Below are 25,848 nucleotides of genomic sequence, written 5' to 3'. Positions count from 1 at the left end.
CCCTCCGCCGGTGCGTGCCGCTTTCCGCACGGCCGGAACCCCGCGCGAACTCCCAGGACGGTCCTCGTGTCTTCCTCCAGCTCCGCCGTGCCCACGGCTGCCGCTGTTCCCTCCCCTTCCACCCCCGTGACCGGGGGCTCCGCAACTTCCACCCCCGTGATCGGGGGCTCCGCAACCACTTCCGTCCCCATGACCGCAGGCTCCGCAACCACTTCCGCCGCACCGACGGTCGCGGAGCTGATGGACTTCGTCCGGGGCGCCGCTCGGGACGAGGCGCTGATCGCCTCGCTCCCCCTCGATCCGGAGGGCCGCACCTGGATTCGGCTCGACGGACCGGGCGGCAGCGAGGCGTGGCTGATCGGCTGGCCGCCGGGCACCGGCACGGGCTGGCACGACCACGCCGACTCGTTCGGCGCGTTCACCACCGCTGCCGGCGCCCTCAAGGAGCACTCGCTGGCCGTGCGGCTGCCCACCGACGGCTGGAAGACGCTGGAGCTGACGGACGGGGTGGACCGGTCGAGGAACCTGGCGACCGGTCAGGGCAGGGCCTTCGGACAGAACCACGTCCATGAGGTCCTCAACGAGTCCGAGGTCGCCCACGCGGTCTCCGTCCACGCCTACTACCCGCCCCTGCCGCGGATCCGCCGGTTCAGCCGCACCGGTGCGGTGCTCCGCCTGGAGCAGACCGAGAGCCCGGAGGACTGGCAGTGAGCGAGGACCGGAACACCAACCGGGGCGAGGCCGTGCCGACCGCCCCGACGCCCCTGGGCATCGACGAACTGCTGGAGCGGGTCAGGGCCGGCTACGACCGGATAGACCCGCCCGAGGCTGCCGCGGCGGCGGAGGCCGGGGCCCTCCTGGTGGACATCCGGTACGCGGAGCTCCGCGTCCGGGACGGACTGATCCCGGGCGCGCTGGTCGTCGAACGCAACGAACTGGAGTGGCGGCTCGACCCCCTGGGCAGCCACCGCGCCGCCGAAGCGGTCGGCCACGACCTCCGGATCGTCGTCATCTGCAATGAGGGATACGCCTCCAGCCTCGCGGTCGCCTCCCTGCGCCAACTGGGCCTGCACCGCGCCACCGACCTGATCGGCGGCTTCCAGGCGTGGCGCGGCGCGGGCCTTCCGGTCGTCTCCGCCACCACCTCCACCTGACACCCGGGAGCTGATGCCCGGGAGCTGGCGCCCGGGCGTCAGTTGCCGGGCGTGCCCCCGGGATCTGCCCTCTGACGCCCGCCACCTAGCTCAGGTGGCGGGCGTCAGGCATCAGGGGGACAGCGGATAGGGGGCAGACGTCAGGGAACAGGCGTCAGGGGACAGGTGTCAGGCATCCGATCCGTTCGGATGTCACACACCCGAACGCCACGTTCCACTGGAGCAATCGCCGCGCGTGACCGACATTCGCCTCACACAGAGGACCGAAATGTACGGAGATGACGCATTCATGGCGACCGCTCTCCTCACCCCCGCCCAGCTCGACGGCCAGGCTTCCCGGCTGCACGACACCCAGGCGTGGCAGCAGATCGTCACGGGCTGGGAGCGCACGGTTCCCGAGCCCCCCGAGGCCCTGCTCACTCGGGCGGAGCCGACGTCCGCACGGCCCCTGGAACCCACGAAACCCGCGCAACCGGCGCCCGCAGAGCCCTTCGACTGGCGGACCCTGCTGTCCGTGCCGGTGGACCGGCTCGTCGACGACACCCTGCGGACACTGCCCGCCGCGCCCCCGCACGAGCGCCCGTTGCCCGGGAGGCTGGGTGCGGTGCTGCCCGACCGCGTCCACCTCTGGCGGCGGGTCGGGCAGAGCGACCTTCGCCCGTCGACCCATCTCGGCTACGCACGGCAGATCCTGGCCGAGTGGGGCTGGCAGAACACCCCGTACCGGCTGCGGAACACCCGTGGCGCACGCTGCGTCTGCGGCTCCCTCATCTCGGCGCACCGCCTCGGCTACGGCTCCCTCGACACCGTGGACCGGGCGGGTGCCTGGCTGATCACGGAGCTGCGCGCGCAGGGGTGGCCCGGAATGATCGGCCCCTGGAACCGCCATCCCGGCCGCACCGCGGCGGACGCCCTGGCACTCGTGGACGCCGCCATCCGCCGCGCGTCCTTGGCGGGACAGTGACCGTGGGCGGCTGACCACCGGACGCGTGCCGTCGGGGGGCGCTAACCGCTGGCTGCCGATGGCGGCCGCCGGGCGCTGCTGACCACTGGTCGCTGGCCTCTGGCCAGTGGTCGCCGGCCACTGGTCGCTGGCCGTCGGATTGCGGATGGCGGTCGCCGCTCCCCTGGCCGACTCTCATCCCCTGGCCGCGAACATCTCCGGGTCCCCCGTATTCAGAAAGGCTCGTCCAGGCCTTCCGTGTCCTCGCCCTCCTCCTCCAGCGCCTGGCGTACCACCCGCAGGGCCATGCCTTCCCCGTATCCCTTGCGTGCGAGCATCCCCGCCAGGCGACGCAGCCGCTTGTCCCGGTCCAGACCTCGCGTGGAGCGGAGTTTGCGGGCCACGAGCTCCCGGGCCGTCTCCTCCTCCTGATCCGGGTCGAGCCGACCGACCGCCTCGTCGATCACGGTGGAGTCCACGCCCTTCGTCCGCAGCTCACGGACGAGGGCACGACGCGCGAGTCCCCGACCGTGGTGCCGGGACTCCACCCATGCCCCGGCGAACGCCGCATCGTCGATCAGCCCGACGTCCTCGAAGCGCGCGAGCACTTCCTCGGCCGCCTCATCCGGGATCTCCCGCTTGCGCAGGGCGTCCGCGAGCTGTTTGCGCGTTCGCGGCGTCCCGGTGAGCAGCCGCAGGCAGATGTTGCGCGCCTGCTCGACCGGGTCACGCGGCTCCCCCTTCTCGGCCCTCGACGAGGAAGGGGAGCCGCTGCTCCTGGTGCCGGAGCGGGCACGGCGGCCCGCCCCCTCGCCGAATCCGCTCCCGGCGCCCGCTCCCCCGCGTGAACGGCGCCCGGATCGCGCCCCGGTGCCCGCCTCCGGTTCGACGGGCCCGGAGTCGGATTCGGGGTCGCCGCCGGGCTCGGCGGGGCCGCCCGGCCACTCCGTACGTCGTGTCACGGCCTAGCTCTTGGCCGCCGCGGTCTTGGCCGGCTTGGCCTTGGCGGCCGCGGTGGTCGCCGGCTTCGCCGCCGCTTCGGCCGCCGGCGCTCCAGCCGCCGTCGCAGCGGCGTCCGCGGCAGGCTCGCCCGCATCGGCGTCCGGGCGGACACCGATCCCCAGCTTCTCCAGGATCTTCCTCTCGATCTCGTTCGCGAGGTCGGGGTTGTCCTTGAGGAAGTTGCGGGCGTTCTCCTTGCCCTGGCCGAGCTGATCGCCCTCGTAGGTGTACCAGGCGCCGGCCTTGCGGACGAAGCCGTGGTCCACGCCCATGTCGATCAGACCGCCCTCGCGGCTGATCCCCTGGCCGTAGAGGATGTCGAACTCCGCCTGCTTGAACGGCGGGGCGACCTTGTTCTTGACGACCTTGACGCGGGTGCGGTTGCCGACGGCGTCGGTGCCGTCCTTGAGCGTCTCGATCCGGCGGATGTCCAGGCGCACCGAGGCATAGAACTTCAGCGCCCGGCCACCGGTGGTGGTCTCCGGGGAGCCGAACATCACACCGATCTTCTCGCGGAGCTGGTTGATGAAGATCGCGGTGGTCTTGGACTGGTTGAGCGCACTGGTGATCTTGCGGAGGGCCTGGCTCATCAGACGCGCCTGGAGACCCACGTGCGAGTCGCCCATCTCGCCCTCGATCTCCGCACGGGGCACCAGGGCCGCCACGGAGTCGATGACGATCAGGTCCAGGGCGCCGGAGCGCACCAGCATGTCGACGATCTCCAGCGCCTGCTCACCGTTGTCCGGCTGGGACAGGATCAGGTTGTCGATGTCGACGCCGAGCTTCTTCGCGTACTCCGGGTCCAGCGCGTGCTCGGCGTCGATGAACGCCACCGAACCGCCGAGCTTCTGCGCGTTCGCCACCGCGTGCAGCGTCAGCGTCGTCTTGCCGGAGGACTCCGGCCCGTACACCTCCACCACACGGCCGCGCGGCAGACCGCCGACGCCGAGAGCGACGTCCAGCGCGGTCGATCCCGTGGGGATGACCTCGATGGGCTCGTTCGGCCGCTCACCCAGGCGCATCACCGCGCCCTTGCCGAATTGCCGTTCAATCTGTGCGAGTGCGGCGTCCAGCGCCTTCTCGCGGTCGTTGCCTGCTGCCATGGGTTCCACCCGATTTGCTTGAGTCGATCGCTTCACGTCTCAGACGCTAACCCCTGCCACTGACAACGGGCCTCGACGTCCTCCCGGCCTGTGGACAACTCCGCGGCCGGACCCGGGAAAACCCGGCCGGAAATCCCATCAGAATGGATGTTCGATTTCCGTGTCAAGCGCACCACGCGGCACCCCGGTCGCCCCGGTCGCCCCTAGACCGGAGTCCTTGACCGAAGCCCGTGACCGAAGCCCTTGACCGAAGCCCTCGGCCAAAGCCTCCGACCGAGCGCAGCCGAGCCTGCACACCTGAGCATATCGCCCTATATTCGATCGGTATGGGAGCGATTGCGGACCCCCGAGTACCCGACGGAGGACAAGCCCCCGGATCCGATCTGGCCGGCCGCGTGGCACTCGTCGCCGGAGGCACCCGCGGGGCCGGGAGGGGCATCGCCGTCCAGCTCGGCGCCGCCGGGGCGATCGTGTACGTGACCGGCCGCACGAGCGGGTCCGAGCGGTCCGAGATGGGCCGGCCCGAAACGATCGAGGAGACCGCGGCCCTGGTCGACGCGGCGGGCGGGCGGGGCATCGCCGTCCAGGTCGATCATCTGGTTCCCTCCCGGGTCAGGGCTCTGGTGGCCCGCATCGCGAGCGAGCAGGGCGCCCTGCACATTCTGGTGAACGACATCTGGGGGGCCGAGATCGAGTGGGACAGACGGGTGTGGGAGTCGTCGCTCGACACCGGGCTGCACACCCTGCGGCTGGCCGTCGACACCCACGCCATCACCAGTCACTTCGCGCTGCCGCTGCTGATCGAGACACCGGGCGGCCTGGTCGTCGGGATGACCGACGGGACGGACGAGTACAACGCGTCCCACTACCGCGTCTCGTTCTTCTACGACCTGGCCAAGGCCGCGGTGAACCGGATGGCCTTCACCCTCGGCCATGAGCTCGCACCGCACCACGCGACGGCCGTGGCGCTCACCCCCGGCTGGCTGCGGTCGGAGGCCATGCTCCAGGCCCACGGGGTGACCGAGACCACCTGGCGGGACGCCGTCGCGCACGCGCCCCACTTCGCGATCTCCGAGTCCCCCGCGTACGTCGGCCGCGCTGTGGCCGCCCTCGCCGGCGACCCCGAGGTGGCCCGCTGGAACGGCAGGTCGCTCTCCAGCGGGCAGCTCGCCCAGGTGTACGGCTTCACCGATGTGGACGGGAGCCGGCCCGACGCCTGGCGGTATCTGACCGAGGTCCAGGACCCCGGCCTGCCGGCCGATGTGACGGGTTACCGCTGAGGCGGCCCGCCCCGGCCGGCTGCTACCGCCGAGGCCACACCGGACGGCGTTTCCGGGACGGCAACGGCCTCCCGGGCGCGCGGCTGCTGCCCCCTTGCACGCGTGGGTCGTCGGTGACGTCGTACCGCTTCACATAGGCGCCGAGGAACGCCTGGAGCGTGGCGATGGCGGGAATGGCGACCAGCGCTCCGACCGCGCCGAGCAGGGCCGTGCCGGCGATGACCGACCCGAAGGCGACCGCGGGGTGGATGTCGACGGTCTTGGCGGTCAGCTTCGGCTGGAGCACGTAGTTCTCGAACTGCTGGTAGACCACGACGAACCCGAGCACGTACAGCGCGTACCAGGGGTCGACCGTGAAGGCGATCAGCATGGGCAGGGCGCCCGCGAGATACGTGCCGATGGTGGGGATGAACTGCGAGACGAGTCCGACCCAGACGGCGAGTGCCGGAGCGTAGGGCACGCCGAGGATCACCAGCAGGACGTAGTGCGCCACGCCGGAGATCAACGCCATCAGACCGCGCGAGTAGATGTATCCGCCGGTCTTGTCGACCGCGATCTCCCAGGCGCGCAGCACCTCGGTCTGCCGGGCCGGCGGCAGGACGGAGCACAGGGTGCGGCGGAGCCGGGGCCCGTCGGCCGCGAAGTAGAAGGAGAACAGGAAGATCGTCAGCAGCCGGAACAGTCCGCCGAGGACCGTGGTAGAGATGTCGAGCACTCCGGTGGCGCTGTTCTGGACGTACTTCTGCAGCCAGTCGGAGTGCAGCAGGCTGTCCTGGACCTCGACCCGGGAGAGTTCGGTGCGGAAGGTCTGGTTGACCCAGTTGATCACCGAGTCGATGTACTTGGGGAACTCGTCGACCATGTCGACGATCTGGCCCGCGAGCATCGACCCCAACAGCACCACGAATCCGACGCCGAAGATCGTCACCGCGAGGAAGACGAGGAACGTGGCCAGCCCGCGGCGCATGCCGCGACCCGCCATCCGACCGACCGCGGGCTCGATGGCGAGCGCGAGGAAGAACGCGATCAGCACGTTCGTCAGCAACCCGATGAGCTGGTAGAACGCCCAACTGCCGAGCTGGAAGCAGGCGTAGAGCGCCAGGGCCAGCACCATCGCACGCGGCAGCCAGCCGGGCATACGGATCCCGTCTGCGCCGGAGGGCGGCGCAGGCGGTGCGGCCGGCGGGGCGGGCGGGGATGCGGACGGCTGGGCCGGGTCGGTCTCGTCTGTCGATGACACGGGACAAGTCTGGCCTATGCGGACGGCCACCGGTCCCCCGCCCCGAGCCGACCGTTCCCCTCCGTCCAGGTTCCGTTACCGCCCCGAACCGGTCAGCGCCCGCCCGGAACGGGTCGGCGCCCGCCCGCCGGAACGCACACGGGCTTCAGCGCCTGTCGGCCGGAACGTCCATGGCCGTACAGACCCCGCGCCAGACGTCCTTGGCGTCCCAGCCCGCGTCCAGCGCCTGGTGCACCGTGCGGCCGCCGAGTTCGGCCATCACGTGGTCACGGGCGAAGGAGTCCGCGTACGCCGCACCGAAGTGGTCGGCCATCCGCTCCCAGAAAATCGTCAACCGCATGCCACCAGTATCCCGCTCCTGAGAGTGCAGCCGGTCCGCCTGGCATGTGCCGGACGCCTTTCCCCTCTACGGTCGGTCCATGGCTGGAACCGGAGCAAGCACCCTCGCGCGAGCCGAACAGTTCATCTGGCTCACGGCCCGTGTCCTCGAACAGCGGAGGTTCGCCCATGGCTTCCTGGACGGAGATCCCGACGCCGTCGAAACGGCCCTCTCCGCCTATCAGAACGAGGACGGCGGCTACGGTCACGCGCTGGAACCCGACCTCCGGGGTCCGGTCAGCCAACCGCTGCACACCGCCCATGCGCTGAGCGTTCTTGATTCGATCGATCGCTGCGCCGGACAGCGCGTCGAACGGATCTGCCGTTTTCTGACCGATGTGTCAACCAAAGAAGGCGCACTTCCCGCGCTGCTTCCCACACAGCGCGGGTATCCGGCGGCCCCGTTCATCCCCATCGTGGACGACCCTCCGGCAGAGCTGCTCGCGACCGGCCCGGTCGTCGGGCTGCTCCACGGCAATCAGGTGTGGCACGCCTGGCTGTTCCGGGCGACGGACTTCTGCTGGAGTGCCGTAGAGGCTCTGCAGCAGTCCCATCCTTACGAGATCGAGGCCGCGGTCGCCTTTCTGGACTGCGCCCCGGACCGGGCACGCGCCGAGGTGGCGGCCGACCGGCTCGGCCGCCTGGTGCGCGAACAACGGCTCGCGGTGCTCGATCCCTCCCGGCGGGCGGAGTACCCGGTGCCGACGGGCTACGCGCCGGGCGAGCACCACTTCCCGCACGACTACGCCCGTACGCCCGGGTCCCTGGCCCGGCGCTGGTTCACGGACGAGGAGCTGGAACGCTCGCTCGACCACCTGGTCGCCGAGCAGCAGGACGACGGCGGATGGCCGGTGACCTGGCGTCAGTGGGCCCCGGGAACCGCACTGGAAGGCCGCCCCCTGGTGACGCTCAGGGCCTTGGGGACGCTCCGCTCGTACGGTCGTCCGCTCGGCTGACCGCGTCTCCGGTGCGGCGGACGGATCGCTCCGCGTTCGGTTCTCGGGCGTTCCGCTCGCTCAGGCCAGTGCCCGGACTCCGGCCGTGACCAGGACTCCCGCGCCGACGACGACCAGGAAGGGAGCGCGGAGGACCAGGGCGAGTGCCGCTGCCCCGAGACCGGCGGCACGGGCGTCGAGGACGAGTTGTTGACCGTCGCCGAAGGACTGCTGGGCGGTGAGAGCCGCCAGCAGCGCCACGGGCAGCAGGGCGGCCATCCGCTGGACCAGAGGTCGCTCCAGCACGCCCGCGGGCACCAGCAGGCCCAGGAGCTTGGCGAGGTAGCAGCCCGCCACGGTCAGTCCGATGGCGATCCAGACGTTCATGGGTGCCGCTCCTCCTTCTCCTGCTGGGCCGTCTTCTGCTGTGCCGTCTTCTGCTGCCGGGTCGCCGCGCGATCCTCCGGGCCCTCGGGGTCCGGTCCCCGTTTCGTCCGTCCCATGACAAAGAGGACGACGGGCGCCGCGAGCGCCGACAGCAGAACGGGCACGCCCGCCGGCAGCACGGGCAGCAGCGTCAGGGCCAGCAGGACGGCCAGCCCCGCCGTGACGCGTTCGATGGTGCTCTTGAGCATCGGCGCGAGCAGCGCGAGGAACACCGCGGGGCTCGCCGCGTCCAGGCCCCACGCGTCGGTGTCGCCCAGTGCCTCGGCGCCCAGGGCGCCCACCAGGGTGGTGAGGTTCCACAGCACGTACAGGGTGAGTCCGGTGACCGTGAAGCCGATGCGCGCGGCCCGCCGGGTGGGTTGGGGCAGGGTGACCGCGGTCGTCTCGTCGATGACCCAGTGGGCGGCGAAGGGCCGTACCGCGCGGGGGAGCGCGAGCAGTTGCGAGAGCCGCAGACCGTAGAACGCGTTACGGACGCCCAGGAAGAACGCCCCGGCCGCCGCGGTGTAGGGGTTGCCGCCGGCTGCCAGCGCACCGACCAGGGCGAACTGCGAGGCGCCGGTGAAGACGAGAAGACTCAGCACGCAGGTCTGGAGGAGGCTGAGGCCGGAACCCGCGGAGGTGACGCCGAAGGCGAAGCCGGAGAGCCCGACGGCGATGCCGACGCCCAGCGCGTCACGGACGACGGCCGCGTCCGGCTTGTCCGGAAGGGCCTCGGCCGGCCGGCCGGGCGGACCAAGCATGGCACCGGGCGCGCCGGTGCTTCCTGGGGGTGCTGTCTGTTCTGCCACGCCCGGAACGCTACGGGGATCGCCGGGGCCCGGTCTTGTACGTTCTTGCCCACCAGTCGGCACTTTCCGCACACGGAGAGATGCAAACTGCACACCCGCTGACATGTTTTGCGCCATCACCGATATGTTCAACGCCATCACCAGTACGTTCTTGCGCCCTCACCTGCCGGGCCGCAGCGCTCCGCGCTCACGCTGGTAGGCGCCGGGCGGCACACCCACGATCCGGGTGAAGTGGCGATTGAGGTGTGGCTGATCCGTGAAGCCGACGGCGGTCGCGGCCTCGGCGGGCGCGACACCGGCGTCGAGCATGCGGCGGGCCCTGCGCACCCTGGCGTCGGTCAGCCACGTGTGGGGCGGCATCCCGTACTCCTTCTTGAAGGCTCTCAGCAGTGCGAACGGACCGATGCCCAGCTCGCCGGCGAGCGCCTCCAGCGTGGGCGGGGCGGCCATGCGCTCCTCCAGCGCGGCGCGGGCGCGCACGGCGTTCCGCGCACCCCCGGCGCGCGCGGCCAGTCCGGGCAAGGGGCTGCCGTGCCGACTGAGGAGCCGGGTGACCAGGACCCGCAGCAGACTGTCGGCCGCCAGCGCGTTGCCCTCCTCCGCCGCCCGGTGCACCTCGGTGATCAGGCGGGAGGCATGGGGGTCGGTCACCCGGGTCTCGGCGAAACCGACCGTGCCGCGCAGGGACGTCACCTCGGCCGCGATGTCGTTGACGACCTGGGCCGACGGGTAGAGCGTGGCGTACGCCCACCCCTCGGGGGCCCCGGAGCGGGCGGTGTGCGGCACCTCCGGGTTGATCATGACGACGGTTCCGGGGACCGCGTGGACCGTGCCGCCCGGCAGCCCCACGTCCTCCACCCCGCCGGTGACGGCGCCGAAGACATAGCCCTCGTGGCTGTGCCGGGGGAAGGTGTGGCGGACGTACCGGGCGCGCAGCAGATCGAGGTCGGGCAGCGCGGCGTACTGCCAGTGCCGTGCCCACTCCTCCGTGCCGTCCGCTCCCGTCATGGCGCCATTCTCGCAGGTCCCGACCGTGGACCACCGGCTGAGCGGGCCATCGCAGGTGGTGTCACCGGCTCGTTGTCAGTGCCGGGGTGCACGATGGGGAGCATGACCGGATCCGCGCTCGACGCGTTCTCGCCCGCGACCCGCAGTTGGTTCGGCGGGGCTTTCAGCGCGCCCACCGCGGCGCAGGAGGGCGCCTGGCGGGCCATCGGCGAGGGCAGCGACGTCCTGGTCGTCGCGCCGACCGGTTCCGGTAAGACACTGGCCGCGTTCCTCGCCTCGCTGGACCGACTGGCGGCCGAGCCGCCGCCCGCCGATGCGAAGAAGCGCTGCCGGGTGCTGTACGTGTCCCCGCTCAAGGCCCTCGCGGTCGACGTCGAGCGCAATCTCCGCTCGCCGCTGACCGGCATCCGCCAGGAGTCGGTGCGCCTGGGTCTGCCGGAGCCGGAGGTGCGGGTCGGCATCCGGTCCGGAGACACCCCGCCCGCCGAGCGCCGCTCCATGGTGACGAGGCCTCCGGACATCCTGATCACCACGCCCGAGTCGCTGTTCCTGATGCTGACGTCCTCCGCCCGGGACGCGCTGGCCGGCGTCGAGACGGTGATCCTCGACGAGGTGCACGCGGTCGCCGGCACGAAGCGCGGCGCCCATCTCGCCCTGTCCCTGGAGCGTCTCGACGAGCTGCTGCCGCGTCCCGCCCGCCGTATCGGCCTGTCCGCGACGGTCCGGCCGGTCGACGAGGTGGCCCGCTTCCTGTCGCCGCAGCGCAAGGTGGAGATCGTCCAGCCCCGATCCACCAAGGAGTTCGACCTCTCGGTCGTGGTCCCGGTCCAGGATCTGGGCGAGCTGGGCGGCTCCCCCGCCACCGGCGGTGACGCCGGCCAGGCGGACAAGCCCTCGATCTGGCCGCATGTCGAGGAGCGCATCGCCGATCTCGTGCAGTCGCACCGCTCCACCATCGTCTTCGCCAACTCCCGGCGGCTGGCGGAGCGCCTGTGCAACCGGCTGAACGAGATCGCGTACGAGCGGGCCACCGGCACCGCGTTCGACCCCGACGACCCGGCCCCCGTCCTCCCGGAGGCGCACGCCCCCGCCGAGATCATGGCCCAGTCCGGTGCGGGCAGGGGCGCTCCCGCCCTGCTGGCCCGCGCCCACCACGGCTCGGTCTCCAAGGAGCAGCGGGCCCAGGTCGAGGAGGACCTCAAGGCGGGCCGGCTGCCCGCCGTGGTGGCCACCTCCAGCCTGGAGCTGGGCATCGACATGGGCGCGGTCGACCTGGTGATCCAGGTGGAGTCCCCGCCCTCCGTCGCCTCCGGCCTCCAGCGGGTGGGCCGGGCCGGACACCAGGTGGGAGCGGTCTCCACCGGGGTGGTCTTCCCGAAGTACCGCGGCGATCTGGTGCAGGCCGCAGTCGTCACCGAGCGGATGAGGACAGGGGCGATCGAGGCGCTGCGCATCCCGTCCAACCCGCTGGACGTCCTCGCCCAGCAACTGGTCGCCATGGTGGCTCTGGACAGCTGGCAGGCGGACGACCTGCTGGCCCTGGTCCGCCGGGCGGCCCCGTTCGCCTCGCTTCCCGAGTCGGCGTTCACCGCCGTGCTCGACATGCTCGCCGGACGCTATCCCTCCGACGCCTTCGCGGAGCTGCGCCCCCGGGTCGTGTGGGACCGCGTCGGGGGCACGGTCACGGGCCGCCCCGGGGCGCAGCGGCTCGCCGTCACCTCGGGCGGCACCATTCCCGACCGAGGGCTCTTCGGAGTCTTCCTCGCCGGGGCCGACCCGAAGAAGGGCGGCGGCCGGGTCGGCGAGCTGGACGAGGAGATGGTCTACGAGTCCCGTGTGGGCGACGTCTTCACCCTGGGCACCACGTCCTGGCGGATCGAGGACATCACCCGGGACCGGGTCCTGCGTCTCGCCGGCCCCGGGTGTTCCGGGCCGGCTGCCGTTCTGGAAGGGCGACCAGCTGGGCCGTCCGCTGGAGCTCGGGCGTGCGCTGGGAGCGTTCCTCCGTGAGATCGGCGGACTGTCAGAGGAGGACGCCCGGCTGCGCCTGCTGGCCGCCGGCCTCGACGCCTGGGCGGCGGACAACATCCTGGCCTATCTGGACGAGCAGCGCCGGGCCTGCGGCCACGTCCCGGACGACCGGACGATCCTGGTCGAGCGGTTCCGGGACGAGCTGGGCGACTGGCGGGTCGTCGTGCACTCCCCCTTCGGCGCCCAGGTGCACGCCCCCTGGGCGCTCGCGCTCTCGGCCCGCCTCGGCGAGCGCTACGGGATGGACGCCCAGGTGATGCACGCCGACGACGGGATCGTGCTGCGGCTGCCCGACGCGGACATGATGGGCCTGGACCTGCTCGATTTCGACGCCCCGGGGCCCCCGGACACTGGGAACGGCGGACCCGCGCCGGGAGCCGTGGCGTACGACAGCGACCAGCCACCGGTGGCGGCCGCCGACGTCGTCTTCGAGCAGGGCGAGGTCCAGAGAATCGTCACCGACCAGGTGGGCGGATCGGCCCTGTTCGCCGCCCGGTTCCGGGAGTGCGCCGCGCGCGCCCTGCTGCTGCCCCGGCGCTCCCCCGGCAAGCGCACCCCGCTCTGGCAGCAGCGCCAGCGGGCTTCCCAGCTGCTCCAGGTCGCCTCGGAGTTCGGCTCGTTCCCGATCGTTCTGGAGGCTGTCCGCGAATGCCTCCAGGACGTGTTCGACGTCCCCGGGCTCACGGAACTGATGGGCGACCTGGAGGCACGCCGGGTCCGGCTGGTCGAGGTGACCACCCAGGAGCCCTCGCCGTTCGCCCGCTCGCTCCTCTTCGGTTACGTGGCGCAGTTCCTGTACGAGGGCGACTCGCCCCTCGCCGAACGGCGCGCGGCCGCCCTCTCCCTGGACTCCCATCTCCTCGCCGAACTGCTGGGCCAGGCGGAGCTGCGCGAACTGCTCGACCCGGAGGTCCTCACCGAGCTGGAGCGGGAGCTGCAGTGGCTCACCGAGGACCGGCGGATCAAGGATGTCGAGGGGGTCGCCGACCTGCTGCGCGTGCTAGGTCCGCTCACCGACGCCGAGCTCGCCGAGCGGGGCGCCGAGCCGTCCTGGGCACCGGAGCTGGCGTCGGCCCGCCGGGCGATCCAGGTCCGGATCGCCGGGGCCGATCACTGGGCGGCGATCGAGGACGCCGGCCGGCTCCGCGACGCCCTGGGCACCGCGCTCCCGGTCGGCGTTCCCGAGGCGTTCACCGAGCCGGTGAAGGACCCGCTCGGCGACCTCCTCGCCCGCTTCGCCCGTACGCACGGCCCGTTCACCGCCGCCAGGGCCGCCGAGCGCTTCGGGCTGGGCACCGCCGTCACCGACGGGGCGCTGCAACGGCTGTCGGCCTCCGGCAGGACCGTCCAGGGGGAGTTCCACCCAGCGGGCATCGGCCAGGAATGGTGCGACGCCACGGTGCTGCGCCGGCTCCGCCGCCGTTCGCTGGCGGCGCTCCGCCAGGAGCTGGAGCCGGTGCCGCCCGGGGCCCTCGCCTCCTTCCTCCCCCAGTGGCAGCACTTCGGCTCCAACGGTCTCCGGGGCATCGACGGGCTGGCCCGCGCCGTCGAGCAGCTTCAGGGCGCTCCCGTCCCCGCATCGGCGCTGGAGAAGCTGATCCTGCCGAGCCGGGTCATGGGCTACGCCCCGGCGATGCTCGACGAGCTGACGACCACGGGCGAGGTCGTCTGGGCCGGGGCGGGAGCCCTGCCCGGCAAGGACGGCTGGGTCTCCCTCTACCTCGCCGACAACGCGCCCCTGCTCCTGCCTCCGCCGCACCCGCTGGAGCTGTCGGCGCTCCACGAGTCCGTGCTCACCACGCTCTCCGGCGGATACGGCCTCTTCTTCCGGCAGATCGCCGACCAGGTCCGGGCCACGACCCACCCGGACTGCACGGACCAGCAGCTGGCCGATGCGCTGTGGGACCTGGCCTGGTCCGGGCGGCTCACCAACGACACCCTGGCCCCGCTGCGTTCGCTCCTGGGCTCGGGGCGGACGGCGGGCTCCACCGCCCACCGCTCCCGGCGCAGCGTCCCGCGCGGGCGCTACGGCTCGCTCACCGCCGCCGCCCGCCCCGCGTCCCGGACCGGCCCGCCGACCGTATCGGGCCGCTGGGCCCTGCTGCCCCCGGCCGAGCCGGAACCGACCCACCGCGCCCACGCCCTCGCCCGGTCCCTCCTCGACCGGCACGGGGTGGTGACCCGGGGTGCGGTGCAGGCCGAAGGGGTGGAGGGCGGCTTCTCCGCGACGTACCGCGTCCTGGCCGCCTTCGAGGACAACGGGCAGGCGCGGCGCGGCTATGTGGTCGAGGGGCTCGGGGCCGCCCAGTTCGCGATGGACGGCGCGGTGGACCGTCTGCGCGCGGCCTCCACGGCCCGCGACCGTCGGGACCCGGACTCCGCACCCCAGGCTCTGGTGCTGGCCGCGGCCGACCCGGCCAACGCGTACGGCGCCGCCCTGCCGTGGCCCGAGTCCCCCGACGGCGCCGGACACAAGCCGGGCCGCAAGGCGGGGGCGCTGGTGGTCCTCGTCAACGGCGAGCTGACGCTGTACATGGAGCGGGGCGGGAAGACCCTCCTGGCCTGGCCGTCCGACCCCGAGGCCCCGGCCCTGCGGGCGGCGGCCGAGGCCCTGGCCGCCTCGGCCCGCGCCGGCGCCCTGGGCACGGTGACGGTGGAGCGGACGAACGGCGTCTCCTCCCTCACCTCGCCGTTGGGCCGGACGCTGGAGTCCGCCGGGTTCCTCGCCACTCCGAGAGGCCTGCGCCTGCGCGCCTGATCCGAGCCACCGACGGTCCGAAGCGCCACCCCCACACGTCCCGGGCCCGGCATGGCGGCGGACAGCACCTCGGCGGGACGGCACCTCGACGGACGGCACCGGCCCCGTCGGCGACGCCACCGACCCGCGGCCGGACGCCACCCGACCCGACGGTGGGCCGGACCATGGCACGAACGCCCCGGCGCGGCCCATCATGGAGGCATGCCCGAAGGAGACACCGTCCTCCAGACCGCCACCCGGCTCCACGAGGCGCTGGCCGGGAAGGTGCTGACCCGGTCGGACCTGCGCGTCCCCCGTTTCGCCACCGCCGACCTCTCCGGCCGGACCGTCCTGGACGTCACCGCCCGCGGCAAGCACCTGCTGACCCGCGTCGAGGGCGGCCTGACCCTGCACAGCCACCTCCGGATGGACGGCGCCTGGCGGGTGTACACCCCGGACGAACGCTGGCGGGGCGGTCCGGGGCACCAGATCCGCGCGATCCTCGCCAACGCGGAGTACACCGCGGTCGGCTACCGGCTCCCGGTCCTGGAGCTGCTGCGCACCAGCGAGGAGGACCGGGCCGTGGGCCATCTGGGCCCTGACCTGCTGGGCCCCGACTGGGATCCCGGCCTGGCCCTGGACCGGCTGCTCGCCGCGCCGCAGCGCCCCCTCGGCGAGGCACTCCTGGACCAGCGCAATCTGGCGGGCATCGGCAACGTCTACAAGTGCGAGCTGTGCTTTCTGGCCCGCGTCACGCCTTGGCTCCCCGTGGGCGCCCTCCCCGACGGCGTGCTCCTCCGACTCGTCACGCTCGCCGAGCGACTGCTGCACGCCAACCGCGATCGCCCCACCCGCACCACGACGATCACCTCCGAACTGCGCACGCCACCGGCCCTCCCGAGCCCGCCCGCCACAGCGCCCCCACCGAGCCCCCCGGCCACCCCACCGACCCCGGCCCCCGCCCGCCCACGCGCCCGGCCCCCCGTTCGCGTACAGGAGCGGCTGTACGTCTACGGGCGGGCCCGTCGCCCCTGTCTGCGCTGCGGAACCCCGATCCGCCTCACCGACCAGGACGACCGCCCCACCTACTGGTGTCCCGGTTGCCAATCGGGACCGACCCCCTAATTGACGGCCCGTCAGATGCGGTCCTACGGTCCCGTCATGCCTCTCTCCGCGTACGGCCTGACGGGCCGCGCCGCGTTCATCACCGGCGCGGCGAGCGGCATCAGGTGGGCGAGCGCCCTGCTGCTCGCGGAGGCCGGGGCGACGGTGCACTGTGCGGATCGTGACGAGACGGGCTGCGCCGGACGTACGACCTGGTCACCGAAGCGGGCGGCAGCGCCCGGACCCTCCCTCTCGACGTCACCGACCGCGACCAGGTCCGTGCGGCCGTCGGCGCGACCGGGCAGCTCGACGTCGTGGTCGCCTCGGCCGGGATCATGCACACCAGCAGCGTGCTGGAGACGGCGGACGAGGATCTGGACCGCGTACCGGCCGTCAATCTCCGAAGGGTGCTGTACGCCTGCCAGGAAGTGGCCCGCTCCATGACGGCCCGCTCCACCCCCGGCTCGCTGATCACGATGGCGTCCGGCGCGGTGGACTCCGCGAACGCGGGCCTGCTCTGCTACAGCGTCGCGAAGGCCGCCGTGGTGCAGCTCACCAAGACGCTCGCCACGGAGCTGGGGCCTCACGCCATACGAATGAACGCCGTCGCACCCGGCTGGATCCGTACGCCCATGACCGACCGGCACGACGCCTCGGGTCAGCACCGGGCGGAGGCGACGAGGACCCGGATCTCCCCGCTGGGCCGGGTCGGCGAACCGCAGGACGTCGCCCATACCGTGCTGCACCCGGCCTCGGACGCCTCGACCTTCATTTACCGGTCAGATTCTCCGGCCGAACGGCGGCGTCGCCATGCCTTGGTAGACCACCGCCGCGTCAATGAACCCAACGAGCCCCACGGCCCGAGCAGACCCGACCCCCCTGACCGCCCCGACGGGCTCACCGGGCCCCCCGCCCCCACCATCGCGACATGGACCGGCAACAGACTCAACCCCCAGCCCCCCGCCGCCACCGCCCCCTCCACCAGCCCCGCCTGTTCCGGACGCAGCACCAGCCGGAGCACCGCCCACCACCACAGTCCGCCGAGAACCAGCGCCGGCACCCATCGCCGTATCATCGCTACCTCCCGCGGCCGACGTCCTTTCCGGCAGTTTCCCCTGGCAGCGGCCGTGGTGCATCCAGAACGCCCGGCCGAGAGGTCACCCACAGGGAAGTGCCCCCGCCGAAACGGCGGGGGCACTCGGACCTCGGGGCAGTGGCTCCGAAAGCTCAGGACTACTTGTCGTCGTCCCGGCGGAGGGAGTCCTTGACGCCCTTGGCGCGGTCGCCGACTCCGCCCGCCGCGTCCTTGGCTCCGCCCTTGGCCTGATCGGCCTTGCCCTCGGCTTCCTTGCGGCGGTCGCCGGTCAGCTTGCCGACAGCCTCCTTGCCCTTGCCCTTCATCTTGTCCATGGCTCCGTCACTCATGATGTCGCTCCTTCTGCTCGGGACGTATCGCGGTCGTCGATCGGGCGTCGGTTCAGGCGCTCTCAGCCTGGAACATCCAGGCATGCTTCTCGAGCTCCGCCGTCAGCCCGATCAGCAGGTCCTGGGTGATCGGATCCGGTGCGTCGGTCTCCTCGATGCGCTCCCGCATCCGGCCGATGACCACGCCCAGCGCGTCCACCAGGATCCGCACGGCGTCGGTGTCCTTGATCCAGCCCTCGGGCACGGACGCGATGGCGGTCTCCTTGGCGACCGTGCCGGAGCGCCCGTCCGGGTTGACCCCGACCGCCGAGGCGCGCTCGGCGACCGTGTCGGAGTGCTGCCGGGCCGTGACGACGACGTCGTCGAGCTGAAGGTGCACGGAACGGAAGCGTGGACCGACCACGTTCCAATGGACCTGCTTGGCCACCAGGGAGAGGTCGACGAGGTCGACCAGAGCGCCCTGCAGCGCCGTTCCCACGACCTTGAGGTCGCCCTCGGACAACGTGCTCTTGACCACAGACATGTGCGCTACTCCCATCCGTCAGCCGCTTCGCTGACCGTCTCGGTGCATCACCCACGATGGCACATATAAAGCAAAACGGTCATGCGAGCCTTGTTCTCCGTCTGCCCACCCACCGAGGACTCACACCCATATGAGGCGCGCGATCCGCAGGCCGCACGGAGGACCCGGCGGTCATGTGGACGGCGAACGCGAAAGTCCCGGCCGACCCCGGTAGGGGCCGACCGGGACTCCGGTCGAGCAACTGCGCCGCGTGGATCAGGCGGCGACGACGTCCACCGCTTCCGCGGGCGCCTTGATGGTCACCCGGCCCGACGGCACACCTGCGACCGACGAGACGGAGACGGAGTTGAGCATGGGACGAACCGGTACTGGGACCGGATCACTGGCAGCTGCCGACTCGGCCAGCTCAGCGAGCGAGAGCTCGTCGCTCACTTCACGCATGAGCTCGGACATCCGTACGTCAAGCGCGTCGCAAATCGCGGAGAGCAGCTCGGAGGATGCCTCCTTCTGCCCCCGCTCCACCTCGGAGAGATAACCGAGCGAGACCCGGGCGGACGAGGAGACTTCGCGCAGAGTACGGCCTTGGCGCTGGCGCTGCCGACGCAGCACGTCACCCAGCAGGCGACGGAGCAGAATCATCGGTGGCTCCCTCCTCGGACCGCGTAGCCGCATCCTTCACGCCCTACCGTACCGCCTTGTGCTGCGGCCGTGCGGGGAGCGATGACGTGTTCACTCAGGGCTGCAAACATCATTTCCCCCCGATCTGTTCCGTATCCTGTGCCCGCGCATTCTCACCGAGTTCGCTTGCGAGCAGTCGGAGGGCGCCTCGCACACTCTCACTACGGATATCCGCCCTCTCACCATTCAACCGCAGAGCCGTCACTTTCTCGATGCCCAAGGGCCCGGCCACGGCGACGTACACCGTGCCGACCGGCTGCCCGTCCTGTGGTTCCGGTCCCGCGACCCCCGTGGTGGAGACGCCCCAGTCCGCGTCGAGGACCCGGCGCACGCCGACCGCCATCTGCAGCGCGACCTCGGGGTCCACCGCTCCGCGTTCCGCCAGCAGGCCCCCGTCGACGCCCAGGACGTCCCGCTTCAGAGGGGTGGCGTAAGCCGTCACCGATCCGCGGAAGGACCGGGAGGCGCCGGGTACGGAGGTCAGGTCGGCGGCGAGCAGGCCGCCCGTCAGCGATTCGGCGACGGCGAGCGTCTCGCCCCGCGCTCCGAGGAGCCGGAGCACCCGGGCAGCGGCTGTCACCGCTCGGCCTCCGCGGCGTCGCGCGCCTCGGCAGTAGCGCGTACGTCCTTCGCGCCGGCCACGGCCTCGGCGGCCGGACCGGCGCCGGCGGCGGTTGCAGCGGTGCCGACAGTGCCCTGAAGGGCCTCCGCGGCCCGCTCGGCGGCGGCGGCGGCGCGCTCGGCGGCGAGGCCCTGGCGACGCAGGACGACGGCCTGACGTACGTAATCGAGTCCGGTGACGACCGTCAGCACGACGGCGACCATCATCACCCAGAAGCGCAAGGTGGCCAGGGGCCCGGTGAGCACCAGGACGTACATCCCGGCCGCCGTCCCCTGCGCGAGCGTCTTGAGTTTGCCGCCTCTGCTGGCCGGGATCACCGCATGCCGGATGACCCAGAACCGCATCAGCGTGATGCCCAGCTCACGGGCGAGGATCACCCCGGTGATCCACCACGGCAGATCGCCCAGGACGGACAGCGAGACCAGCGCCGCGCCCATGATCGCCTTGTCGGCGATCGGGTCGGCGATCTTCCCGAAGTCCGTGACCAGGTTGTAGGCCCGCGCCAGATGACCGTCGAACAGGTCGGTGATCATCGCGACGGCGAAGGCCGCCCAGGCGAACGCGCGCCAGACCGGGTCGTATCCGCCGTCGTGGAACAGCAGCAGGACGAACCCGGGCACGAGCAGCAGCCGCACCATGGTCAGGATGTTGGCGATGTTCCACAGGCTGGCCTGGTTGACGGCCGCAGTGCCCAGCTTGCCGCCGCGGACCGGCTTCGCGCCGGAGCCGCCTGCCGCGGATGCCGGGACTCCGGTCATCTGGCTACCTCCGCAAGCTCATGGTGTTCGGCCACCAGGTCGACGCCCTCGGTGCCCACTGCCTTTGCCTCGACCATACGGCCCGGCACGAGACCCTCGCGTGTGGTGAAGACCACCTGGCCATCCGTTTCGGGGGCCTGGTGCGCCGCGCGCCCGATCGCGACCTCGCCGTCCTCCTCCGACTCCACGGACTCCACCAGCACCTGGAGGGTCTCGCCGACTCGCTCCTCCGCCCGCTGCGAGGTCAGCTCCTCGGCCAGCTGCGAGATGTGGGCGAGGCGCTCCGCGATCGTGTCGGCGTCGAGCTTGTTCTCGTAGCCGACCGCCTCGGTGCCCTCCTCGTCCGAGTACCCGAAGACGCCGATCGCGTCGAGGCGGGCGCCGGTGAGGAAGCGTTCCAGCTCGGCGAGGTCCGCCTCGGTCTCGCCGGGGAAACCGACGATGAAGTTGGAGCGGGCGCCGGCCTGGGGGGCCTTGCTCCGGATGGTGTCCAGGAGCTCCAGGAAGCGGTCGGTGTCGCCGAAGCGGCGCATCGCGCGCAGCACGCCGGGGGCGGAGTGCTGGAAGGAGAGGTCGAAGTACGGGGCGACCTTCGGGGTCGAGGTGAGGACGTCGATGAGGCCCGGGCGCATCTCGGCGGGCTGGAGGTAGCTGACCCGGATCCGCTCGATGCCGTCCACGTCGGCCAGCTCGGGCAGCAGGGTCTCCAGGAGGCGGATGTCGCCGAGGTCCTTGCCGTAGGAGGTGTTGTTCTCGGAGACGAGCATGACCTCCTTGACGCCCTGTTCGGCCAGCCAGCGGGTCTCCTGGAGCACGTCCGAGGGACGCCGCGAGATGAACGAGCCGCGGAAGGAGGGGATGGCGCAGAAGGAGCAGCGGCGGTCGCAGCCGGAGGCGAGCTTCACCGAGGCCACGGGGCTGGTGCCGAGCCTGCGGCGCAGCGGCGCCCGCGGTCCGGAGACCGGCGCGACCCCCTCGGGGAGGTCCTCGGGGGCGGGGGCGGGCGTCTCCTGGGCGTGGCCGGGCAGCGCCACGGCGGCGTCCTGCCGCTCGGCGGGGCTGATCGGCAGCAGCTTGCGGCGGTCTCGCGGGGTGTGCGAGGCGTGGACGCCGCCGTTGAGGATGGTCTGGAGCCGGTCGGAGATGTCGGCGTAGTCGTCGAATCCGAGGACGCCGTCCGCCTCCGGCAGGGCCTCGGCAAGGTCCTTGCCGTAGCGCTCGGCCATGCAGCCGACGGCGACGACGGCCTGGGTGCGGCCGTGATCCTTCAGATCGTTGGCTTCGAGCAGGGCGTCGACGGAGTCCTTCTTGGCGGCTTCGACGAACCCACAGGTGTTGACGACTGCGACATCCGCGTCGGAGGCATCCTCGACGAGGTCCCAGCCGTCCGCTGCCAAGCGGCCTGCAAGCTCCTCCGAGTCCACCTCGTTACGGGCGCATCCAAGAGTGACAAGGGCGACGGTACGGCGTTCGGGCATGGACTCAAGACTACTTCGTCGCGGCGGCCCCCCTGCCGTGCAGGGTTGCCTGCCCTCTTGGCTGTTACTCCCCGTAGCAGGCGGACCGGGTCGGGGAACGCCGACGGGCGCCCGGCGCGATGCCGGACGCCCGTCGGGACGTGTGCGGTGCGGAGGGCGGCGGATCAGCCGGCCTCGGGGTCGCCCTTGGTGTAGGAGAGCCGTTCGACCTGGCCCGGACCGAAGCGGTCCTCGACCTGCTTGCCGTTGACGAAGAGCTCGATCGCCCCGGCGTCGCCGAGGACGAGGTCGATGCGCTCCTTGTCCTGGAAGGTCTTGGACTCGCCCTGGAGCAGCAGGCCGTCGAAGAGCTGCCGTCCGTTGTGGTCCTTGGCCGAGATCCAGCTCTTGCCCCGGTCCGCGCTGAGCTTGACCGTCACCTTGTCCCGGGGGGCGGCGGCGATGGCGCTCTCGGAGGGCACGGGCTTGGGGTCGGAGGGCTTGGTGGCGGTGGGCTTGGCCGCGGTCTTGTCGGGCTTGGAGCCCTCCGCGATCTGCGCGGTGTTCGAGGGTTCGTCCTCGCCGCTGAAGAGCGTGAAGCCGACGAAACCGATGACGGCGACGATGGCCGCGACCATGGCGGCGGTCCAATTGGGCCGCCGGGGTTCGGAGCGGATGCGTTCCGCTTCGAACAGCGGAGCCGCGGGGGTCGGTGCCGGACGGCCGCCGTGATCGGCGTCGTACTCCTCGACCAGCGGTTCCGGATCGAGGCCGACGGCACGCGCGAGCGTGCGGATGTGGCCGCGGGCGTAGACGTCGCCGCCGCAGCGGGAGAAGTCGTCCTGCTCGATCGCGTGCACGATGGGGATGCGCACCCGGGTGGAGCTGCTGACTTCCTCGACCGTCAGAGCCGCGGCGATTCGAGCCTGCTGAAGGGCACGACCGATCGAAGGCCGGTCGTCTTCGGGGGAGTTGCCGATGGACACGGGGGCGCCTTTCGAGCGTGAGCCACCTGCTGGATGTTCAGTCTAGGGGGGGTACGAAAGGGAGGGGCAACCGGGAGGGACGACTTTGTACGCCATCGGGTTCGCCGGACGGCCCCGCCGCCGGCTCCGGGGCGGAGCGGGGACGGAGCACAGCCCCGATCGAGGACTGGTCAACCTGTAGTGGGCCGAACGGGGTGGGGGTACGGATGAGGTGACGACGGAGCGAGCTGCGGGGAGGAGCACGGTTCCGCCCCTCCCTACAACTGGACGTACGACCGTACGAAACGGTTGCCCACAAAACCTTTACGGAGCGGATTCCCCGCGGATGACGGCCAACACCCCGTCGAGTTCGTCGGGTTTCACCATGACGTCGCGCGCCTTGGAGCCCTCGCTGGGTCCGACGATGTTGCGGGACTCCATCAGGTCCATCAGCCGGCCCGCCTTGGCGAAGCCGACCCGGAGCTTGCGCTGGAGCATCGAGGTCGATCCGAACTGGGTGGAGACGACCAGTTCGGCGGCCTGGCAGAGCAGGTCCAGGTCGTCGCCGATGTCCTCGTCGATCTCCTTCTTCTGTTTCGTTCCCACCACGACGTCTTCCCGGAAGACCGGGGCCATCTGGTCCTTGCAGTGCTGGACGACGGCGGCGACCTCGTCCTCGGTGACGAACGCGCCCTGCATACGGGTGGGTTTGTTGGCGCCCATCGGGAGGAAGAGCCCGTCGCCCTTGCCGATGAGCTTCTCGGCGCCGGGCTGGTCGAGGATGACGCGGCTGTCGGCGAGGGAGGAGGTGGCGAAGGCGAGCCGCGAGGGCACGTTGGCCTTGATCAGGCCGGTCACCACGTCGACCGATGGCCGCTGGGTGGCGAGCACCAGGTGGATGCCGGCCGCGCGGGCCAGCTGAGTGATGCGGACGATCGAGTCCTCGACGTCGCGCGGGGCCACCATCATCAGGTCGGCCAGCTCGTCGACGATCACCAGCAGGTACGGGTACGGGGACAGCTCCCGCTCACTGCCCTCGGGCGCCTTGCACTTGCCGTTGCGCACCGCGTGGTTGAAGTCGTCGATGTGCCGGTAACCGAAGTTGGCGAGGTCGTCGTAGCGCAGGTCCATCTCCCGCACGACCCACTGGAGCGCCTCGGCGGCCTTCTTGGGGTTGGTGATGATCGGGGTGATGAGGTGGGGAATGCCCTCGTACGCGGTGAGCTCGACGCGCTTGGGGTCGACGAGGACCATCCGCACGTCGTCCGGGGTGGCCCGCACCATGATCGAGGTGATCAGGCAGTTGATGCAGGAGGACTTGCCGGAGCCGGTGGCGCCGGCGACCAGGACGTGCGGCATCTTGGCGAGGTTGGCCATCTCGTAGCCGCCCTCGACGTTCTTGCCGAGCGCCACGAGCATCGGGTGGTCGTCCTCGGCCGCGTCCGCGAGGCGCAGCACGTCGCCGAGGTTGACCATCTCGCGGTCGGAGTTGGGGATCTCGATGCCGACGGCGGACTTGCCCGGGATCGGCGAGATGATCCGCACGTCCGGGCTGGCCACGGCGTACGCGATGTTCTTGGCCAGTGCCGTGATCTTCTCGACCTTCACGGCGGGGCCGAGCTCGATCTCGTACCGGGTGACGGTCGGGCCCCGGGTGAACCCGGTGACCGCGGCGTCGACCTTGAACTCGGTGAAGACGTTGGTCAGCGAGGCGACGACCACATCGTTGGCGGCGCTGCGGGTCTTGCCCGGCCCGCCGCGCTCCAGCAGGTCGAGCGAGGGCAGCGAGTACGTGATGTCGCCGGACAGCTGGAGCTGCTCGGCGCGGGCGGGCAGGTCCTCGGAACGCTCCGGTGCGGGCTTCGTCAGGTCGGGAACGGCGCCGGACCGGGCGGAGGTGTCACCGCCGGTCGCGTCGTGCGCGTCACCGGACCGGTCCTGCCTGCGCCCTGCCCCGGCCTTCCCCGCGCCGTCCCGCTCGGCCCCCCGGGCCCCGGGGACGGGCGTTCCGGTGCGCTCCCGGTCCACGGAGACGCCCTGGGTCAGGTCGGCGACGACCGGCGAGGGCGGCATCCCGTTGAGCACGGCCCCGTCGAGCGCGGCGGCAGCGGCAGCGGCGACGTCCACCGCGTCCAGCGGCCGGTTCATCGCGGGCTGCGCGGAGGGCCTGCGGGGCCTCCTGCGCTTGGTGAACGCGTCCGCCTCCGCCTCGTCGTGGACGGGGTCCGCGTCCGGGCGCCGCGTGCCGCGCCGCCGGGTCGGCTCGGGCAGCGCCTCGCGCCACTGTTCGTCGTAGCGCTCGTCGTCGTCCTCGTACCCGTCGCCGGCCTCGGGCGGCGGTTCCACGATGCCGAGGCGGACGCCGAGCTGACGCAGCCGCCGCGGGATGGCGTTGACCGGGGTGGCGGTGACGACGAGGAGCCCGAACACGGTCAGCAGCACGAGCAGCGGTACGGCGAGCACCTCGCCCATCATGAAGATCAGCGGCTTGGAGGTGGCCCAGCCGATCAGCCCGCCCGCGTCCTGCATCGCCTCGGTGCCCTCGGCCCGGCCCGGCGACCCCACGGCGATGTGCACCTGGCCGAGGACTCCGATGACCAGGGCGGAGAGCCCGATGACGATACGGCCGTTGGCGTCGGGCCGCTCCGGGTACAGGATCAGCCGTACCGCGATCGCGCCCAGCAGTATCGGCGCGAGCAGGTCGAGCCGGCCGAAGGCCCCGGTCACCAGCATCTCGACCAGGTCGCCGACCGGCCCCTGGAGGTTGGACCAGGTGCCCGCGGCGACGATCAGCGCCAGGCCGAGCAGCAGCAGGGCGAGCCCGTCCTTGCGGTGGGCGGGGTCAAGCCCCTTGGCTCCACGCCCTACCGAGCGGAACAGGGCGCCGACGCCGTGCGCCGCCCCGAGCCAGACCGCCCGCACCAGCCGGTAGACGCCTCCGGTGGGTGACGGTGCGGGTCTGGGCGCGGGCTTCCTGGCCGCCGCCTTCTTCGCGGGAGCCCTCTTCGCGGGCGCGGCCGACTTCCTGGGCGCGGTCTTCTTGACGGGCGCGGCTTTCTTCGCCGGGCCCGGGGCACGGCCGACGCGCTTCGCGGCGCCCGCCGCGCCCTGGGAACCCTTGCCGGACGTACGTGAGGCCATGGTGCCGAGGTTACCGCTGTCGTCGCCCGTGAATACGTTCGCCTACTGGTTCACCCGACCGTGTCGCCCTCGGGGGGCCGGGAACTGACGCCGCTTCACGGCAGCGGCGGTCACGCGCCGAGCCGG

Annotated in this window: 22 protein-coding genes and 2 pseudogenes; 8 read left to right on the top strand and 16 right to left on the bottom strand. The window is 71.9% G+C overall.

Annotated features, from left to right (window positions below):
- The first annotated feature begins 66 nt into the window (after positions 1 to 66).
- The 3 genes from AC3CH1_RS21295 (at position 67) to AC3CH1_RS21285 (ending at position 2,118) form a co-directional block, all read left to right on the top strand.
- On the top strand, positions 67 to 711 hold the full coding sequence (locus AC3CH1_RS21295) for a cupin domain-containing protein (protein WP_488464345.1): 645 nt from the start codon (positions 67 to 69) through the stop codon (positions 709 to 711).
- A complete protein-coding gene (locus AC3CH1_RS21290; protein WP_488464344.1) occupies positions 708 to 1,154 on the top strand; it encodes a rhodanese-like domain-containing protein in 447 nt (148 codons plus the stop codon). Before AC3CH1_RS21295 ends, AC3CH1_RS21290 begins: the two co-directional genes overlap by 4 nt.
- A 289-nt stretch (positions 1,155 to 1,443) precedes the next feature.
- Positions 1,444 to 2,118 carry a DUF6197 family protein gene (locus AC3CH1_RS21285; RefSeq protein ID WP_488464343.1) on the top strand — a complete coding sequence of 225 codons (675 nt, stop codon included), beginning with the start codon at positions 1,444 to 1,446 and terminating at the stop codon, positions 2,116 to 2,118.
- Positions 2,119 to 2,330: 212 nt separating this feature from the next.
- Here the strand turns inward: AC3CH1_RS21285 and recX are convergent, their stop codons facing one another.
- Positions 2,331 to 3,059, bottom strand: coding sequence for a recombination regulator RecX (gene recX, locus AC3CH1_RS21280; RefSeq protein WP_488464342.1), 729 nt, complete (start codon positions 3,057 to 3,059; stop codon positions 2,331 to 2,333).
- A gap of 3 nt (positions 3,060 to 3,062) precedes the next feature.
- Positions 3,063 to 4,202, bottom strand: coding sequence for a recombinase RecA (gene recA, locus AC3CH1_RS21275; protein WP_488464341.1), 1,140 nt, complete (start codon positions 4,200 to 4,202; stop codon positions 3,063 to 3,065).
- A gap of 395 nt (positions 4,203 to 4,597) precedes the next feature.
- On the opposite strand from recA, the gene AC3CH1_RS21270 reads away from it, so the two are divergent.
- A complete protein-coding gene (locus tag AC3CH1_RS21270; protein WP_488464340.1) occupies positions 4,598 to 5,482 on the top strand; it encodes an SDR family oxidoreductase in 885 nt (294 codons plus the stop codon).
- A gap of 22 nt (positions 5,483 to 5,504) precedes the next feature.
- On the opposite strand, the gene AC3CH1_RS21265 is transcribed toward AC3CH1_RS21270, so the two are convergent.
- Positions 5,505 to 6,620 (bottom strand): AI-2E family transporter, encoded by a 1,116-nt coding sequence (locus AC3CH1_RS21265; RefSeq protein ID WP_488464459.1) that lies wholly within the window; start codon positions 6,618 to 6,620, stop codon positions 5,505 to 5,507.
- 247 nt (positions 6,621 to 6,867) lie between these two features.
- The gene (locus tag AC3CH1_RS21260) at positions 6,868 to 7,062 is read right to left on the bottom strand and encodes a DUF3046 domain-containing protein (RefSeq protein WP_003965827.1); all 195 of its coding nucleotides are present in this window, start codon (positions 7,060 to 7,062) and stop codon (positions 6,868 to 6,870) included.
- Between the two features lie 79 nt (positions 7,063 to 7,141).
- Here AC3CH1_RS21260 and AC3CH1_RS21255 point away from each other — a divergent pair, with 79 nt between their 5' ends.
- A complete protein-coding gene (locus tag AC3CH1_RS21255; RefSeq protein ID WP_488464339.1) occupies positions 7,142 to 8,056 on the top strand; it encodes a hypothetical protein in 915 nt (304 codons plus the stop codon).
- Positions 8,057 to 8,116: 60 nt separating this feature from the next.
- Here the strand turns inward: AC3CH1_RS21255 and AC3CH1_RS21250 are convergent, their stop codons facing one another.
- The 3 genes from AC3CH1_RS21250 to AC3CH1_RS21240 all read right to left on the bottom strand — a co-directional run bounded on the left by AC3CH1_RS21250 (position 8,117) and on the right by AC3CH1_RS21240 (position 10,281).
- A complete protein-coding gene (locus AC3CH1_RS21250; protein ID WP_030703520.1) occupies positions 8,117 to 8,422 on the bottom strand; it encodes an AzlD domain-containing protein in 306 nt (101 codons plus the stop codon).
- Entirely contained in the window at positions 8,419 to 9,273 is an 855-nt protein-coding gene (locus AC3CH1_RS21245; RefSeq protein ID WP_488464338.1) for an AzlC family ABC transporter permease, read from the bottom strand. The genes AC3CH1_RS21250 and AC3CH1_RS21245 overlap by 4 nt, the downstream gene beginning before the upstream one ends.
- 159 nt (positions 9,274 to 9,432) lie before the next feature.
- The gene (locus tag AC3CH1_RS21240) at positions 9,433 to 10,281 is read right to left on the bottom strand and encodes an AraC family transcriptional regulator (protein WP_488464337.1); all 849 of its coding nucleotides are present in this window, start codon (positions 10,279 to 10,281) and stop codon (positions 9,433 to 9,435) included.
- 102 nt (positions 10,282 to 10,383) lie between these two features.
- On the opposite strand from AC3CH1_RS21240, the pseudogene AC3CH1_RS21235 reads away from it, so the two are divergent.
- The 3 genes and pseudogenes from AC3CH1_RS21235 to AC3CH1_RS21225 all read left to right on the top strand — a co-directional run.
- A pseudogene (locus AC3CH1_RS21235) lies at positions 10,384 to 15,070 on the top strand (Lhr family ATP-dependent helicase).
- A 201-nt stretch (positions 15,071 to 15,271) separates the two neighbouring features.
- Positions 15,272 to 16,174 (top strand): Fpg/Nei family DNA glycosylase, encoded by a 903-nt coding sequence (locus AC3CH1_RS21230; protein WP_488464336.1) that lies wholly within the window; start codon positions 15,272 to 15,274, stop codon positions 16,172 to 16,174.
- Positions 16,175 to 16,347: 173 nt separating this feature from the next.
- Positions 16,348 to 16,866 (top strand): annotated as a pseudogene (locus tag AC3CH1_RS21225) (SDR family NAD(P)-dependent oxidoreductase); the annotation flags it as partial.
- A 59-nt stretch (positions 16,867 to 16,925) separates the two neighbouring features.
- Here AC3CH1_RS21225 and AC3CH1_RS21220 read toward each other — a convergent pair.
- From AC3CH1_RS21220 to AC3CH1_RS21180, 9 genes are all read right to left on the bottom strand, one after another.
- Complete coding sequence (locus AC3CH1_RS21220) at positions 16,926 to 17,228, bottom strand: hypothetical protein (protein ID WP_488464335.1); 303 nt, start codon at positions 17,226 to 17,228, stop codon at positions 16,926 to 16,928.
- Positions 17,229 to 17,386: 158 nt separating this feature from the next.
- The gene (locus AC3CH1_RS21215; protein WP_403917469.1) at positions 17,387 to 17,578 is read right to left on the bottom strand and encodes a CsbD family protein; all 192 of its coding nucleotides are present in this window, start codon (positions 17,576 to 17,578) and stop codon (positions 17,387 to 17,389) included.
- A gap of 52 nt (positions 17,579 to 17,630) precedes the next feature.
- Positions 17,631 to 18,101, bottom strand: coding sequence for a Dps family protein (locus AC3CH1_RS21210; protein WP_488464334.1), 471 nt, complete (start codon positions 18,099 to 18,101; stop codon positions 17,631 to 17,633).
- Positions 18,102 to 18,356: 255 nt separating this feature from the next.
- Positions 18,357 to 18,740: a helix-turn-helix domain-containing protein gene (locus AC3CH1_RS21205; protein ID WP_003965837.1), complete on the bottom strand. Its 384-nt coding sequence runs from the start codon at positions 18,738 to 18,740 to the stop codon at positions 18,357 to 18,359.
- Positions 18,741 to 18,849: 109 nt separating this feature from the next.
- A complete protein-coding gene (locus AC3CH1_RS21200; RefSeq protein ID WP_488464333.1) occupies positions 18,850 to 19,359 on the bottom strand; it encodes a CinA family protein in 510 nt (169 codons plus the stop codon).
- Entirely contained in the window at positions 19,356 to 20,159 is an 804-nt protein-coding gene (pgsA, locus tag AC3CH1_RS21195) for a CDP-diacylglycerol--glycerol-3-phosphate 3-phosphatidyltransferase (RefSeq protein WP_488464332.1), read from the bottom strand. Before pgsA ends, AC3CH1_RS21200 begins: the two co-directional genes overlap by 4 nt.
- Positions 20,156 to 21,637, bottom strand: a complete 1,482-nt coding sequence (gene rimO / locus AC3CH1_RS21190) for a 30S ribosomal protein S12 methylthiotransferase RimO (RefSeq protein WP_073742943.1) — start codon at positions 21,635 to 21,637, stop codon at positions 20,156 to 20,158. Before rimO ends, pgsA begins: the two co-directional genes overlap by 4 nt.
- A 164-nt stretch (positions 21,638 to 21,801) precedes the next feature.
- Entirely contained in the window at positions 21,802 to 22,602 is an 801-nt protein-coding gene (locus tag AC3CH1_RS21185; RefSeq protein ID WP_228927698.1) for a helix-turn-helix domain-containing protein, read from the bottom strand.
- 303 nt (positions 22,603 to 22,905) lie between these two features.
- Entirely contained in the window at positions 22,906 to 25,722 is a 2,817-nt protein-coding gene (locus tag AC3CH1_RS21180) for a DNA translocase FtsK (RefSeq protein WP_488464331.1), read from the bottom strand.
- Positions 25,723 to 25,848 lie beyond the last annotated feature (126 nt).

It is taken from the genome of Streptomyces sp. MGP-P1 (genome assembly GCF_057766565.1).
Note: the sequence above shows the minus strand (reverse complement) of the source record. Positions and strands in the feature narration are given on the sequence as shown.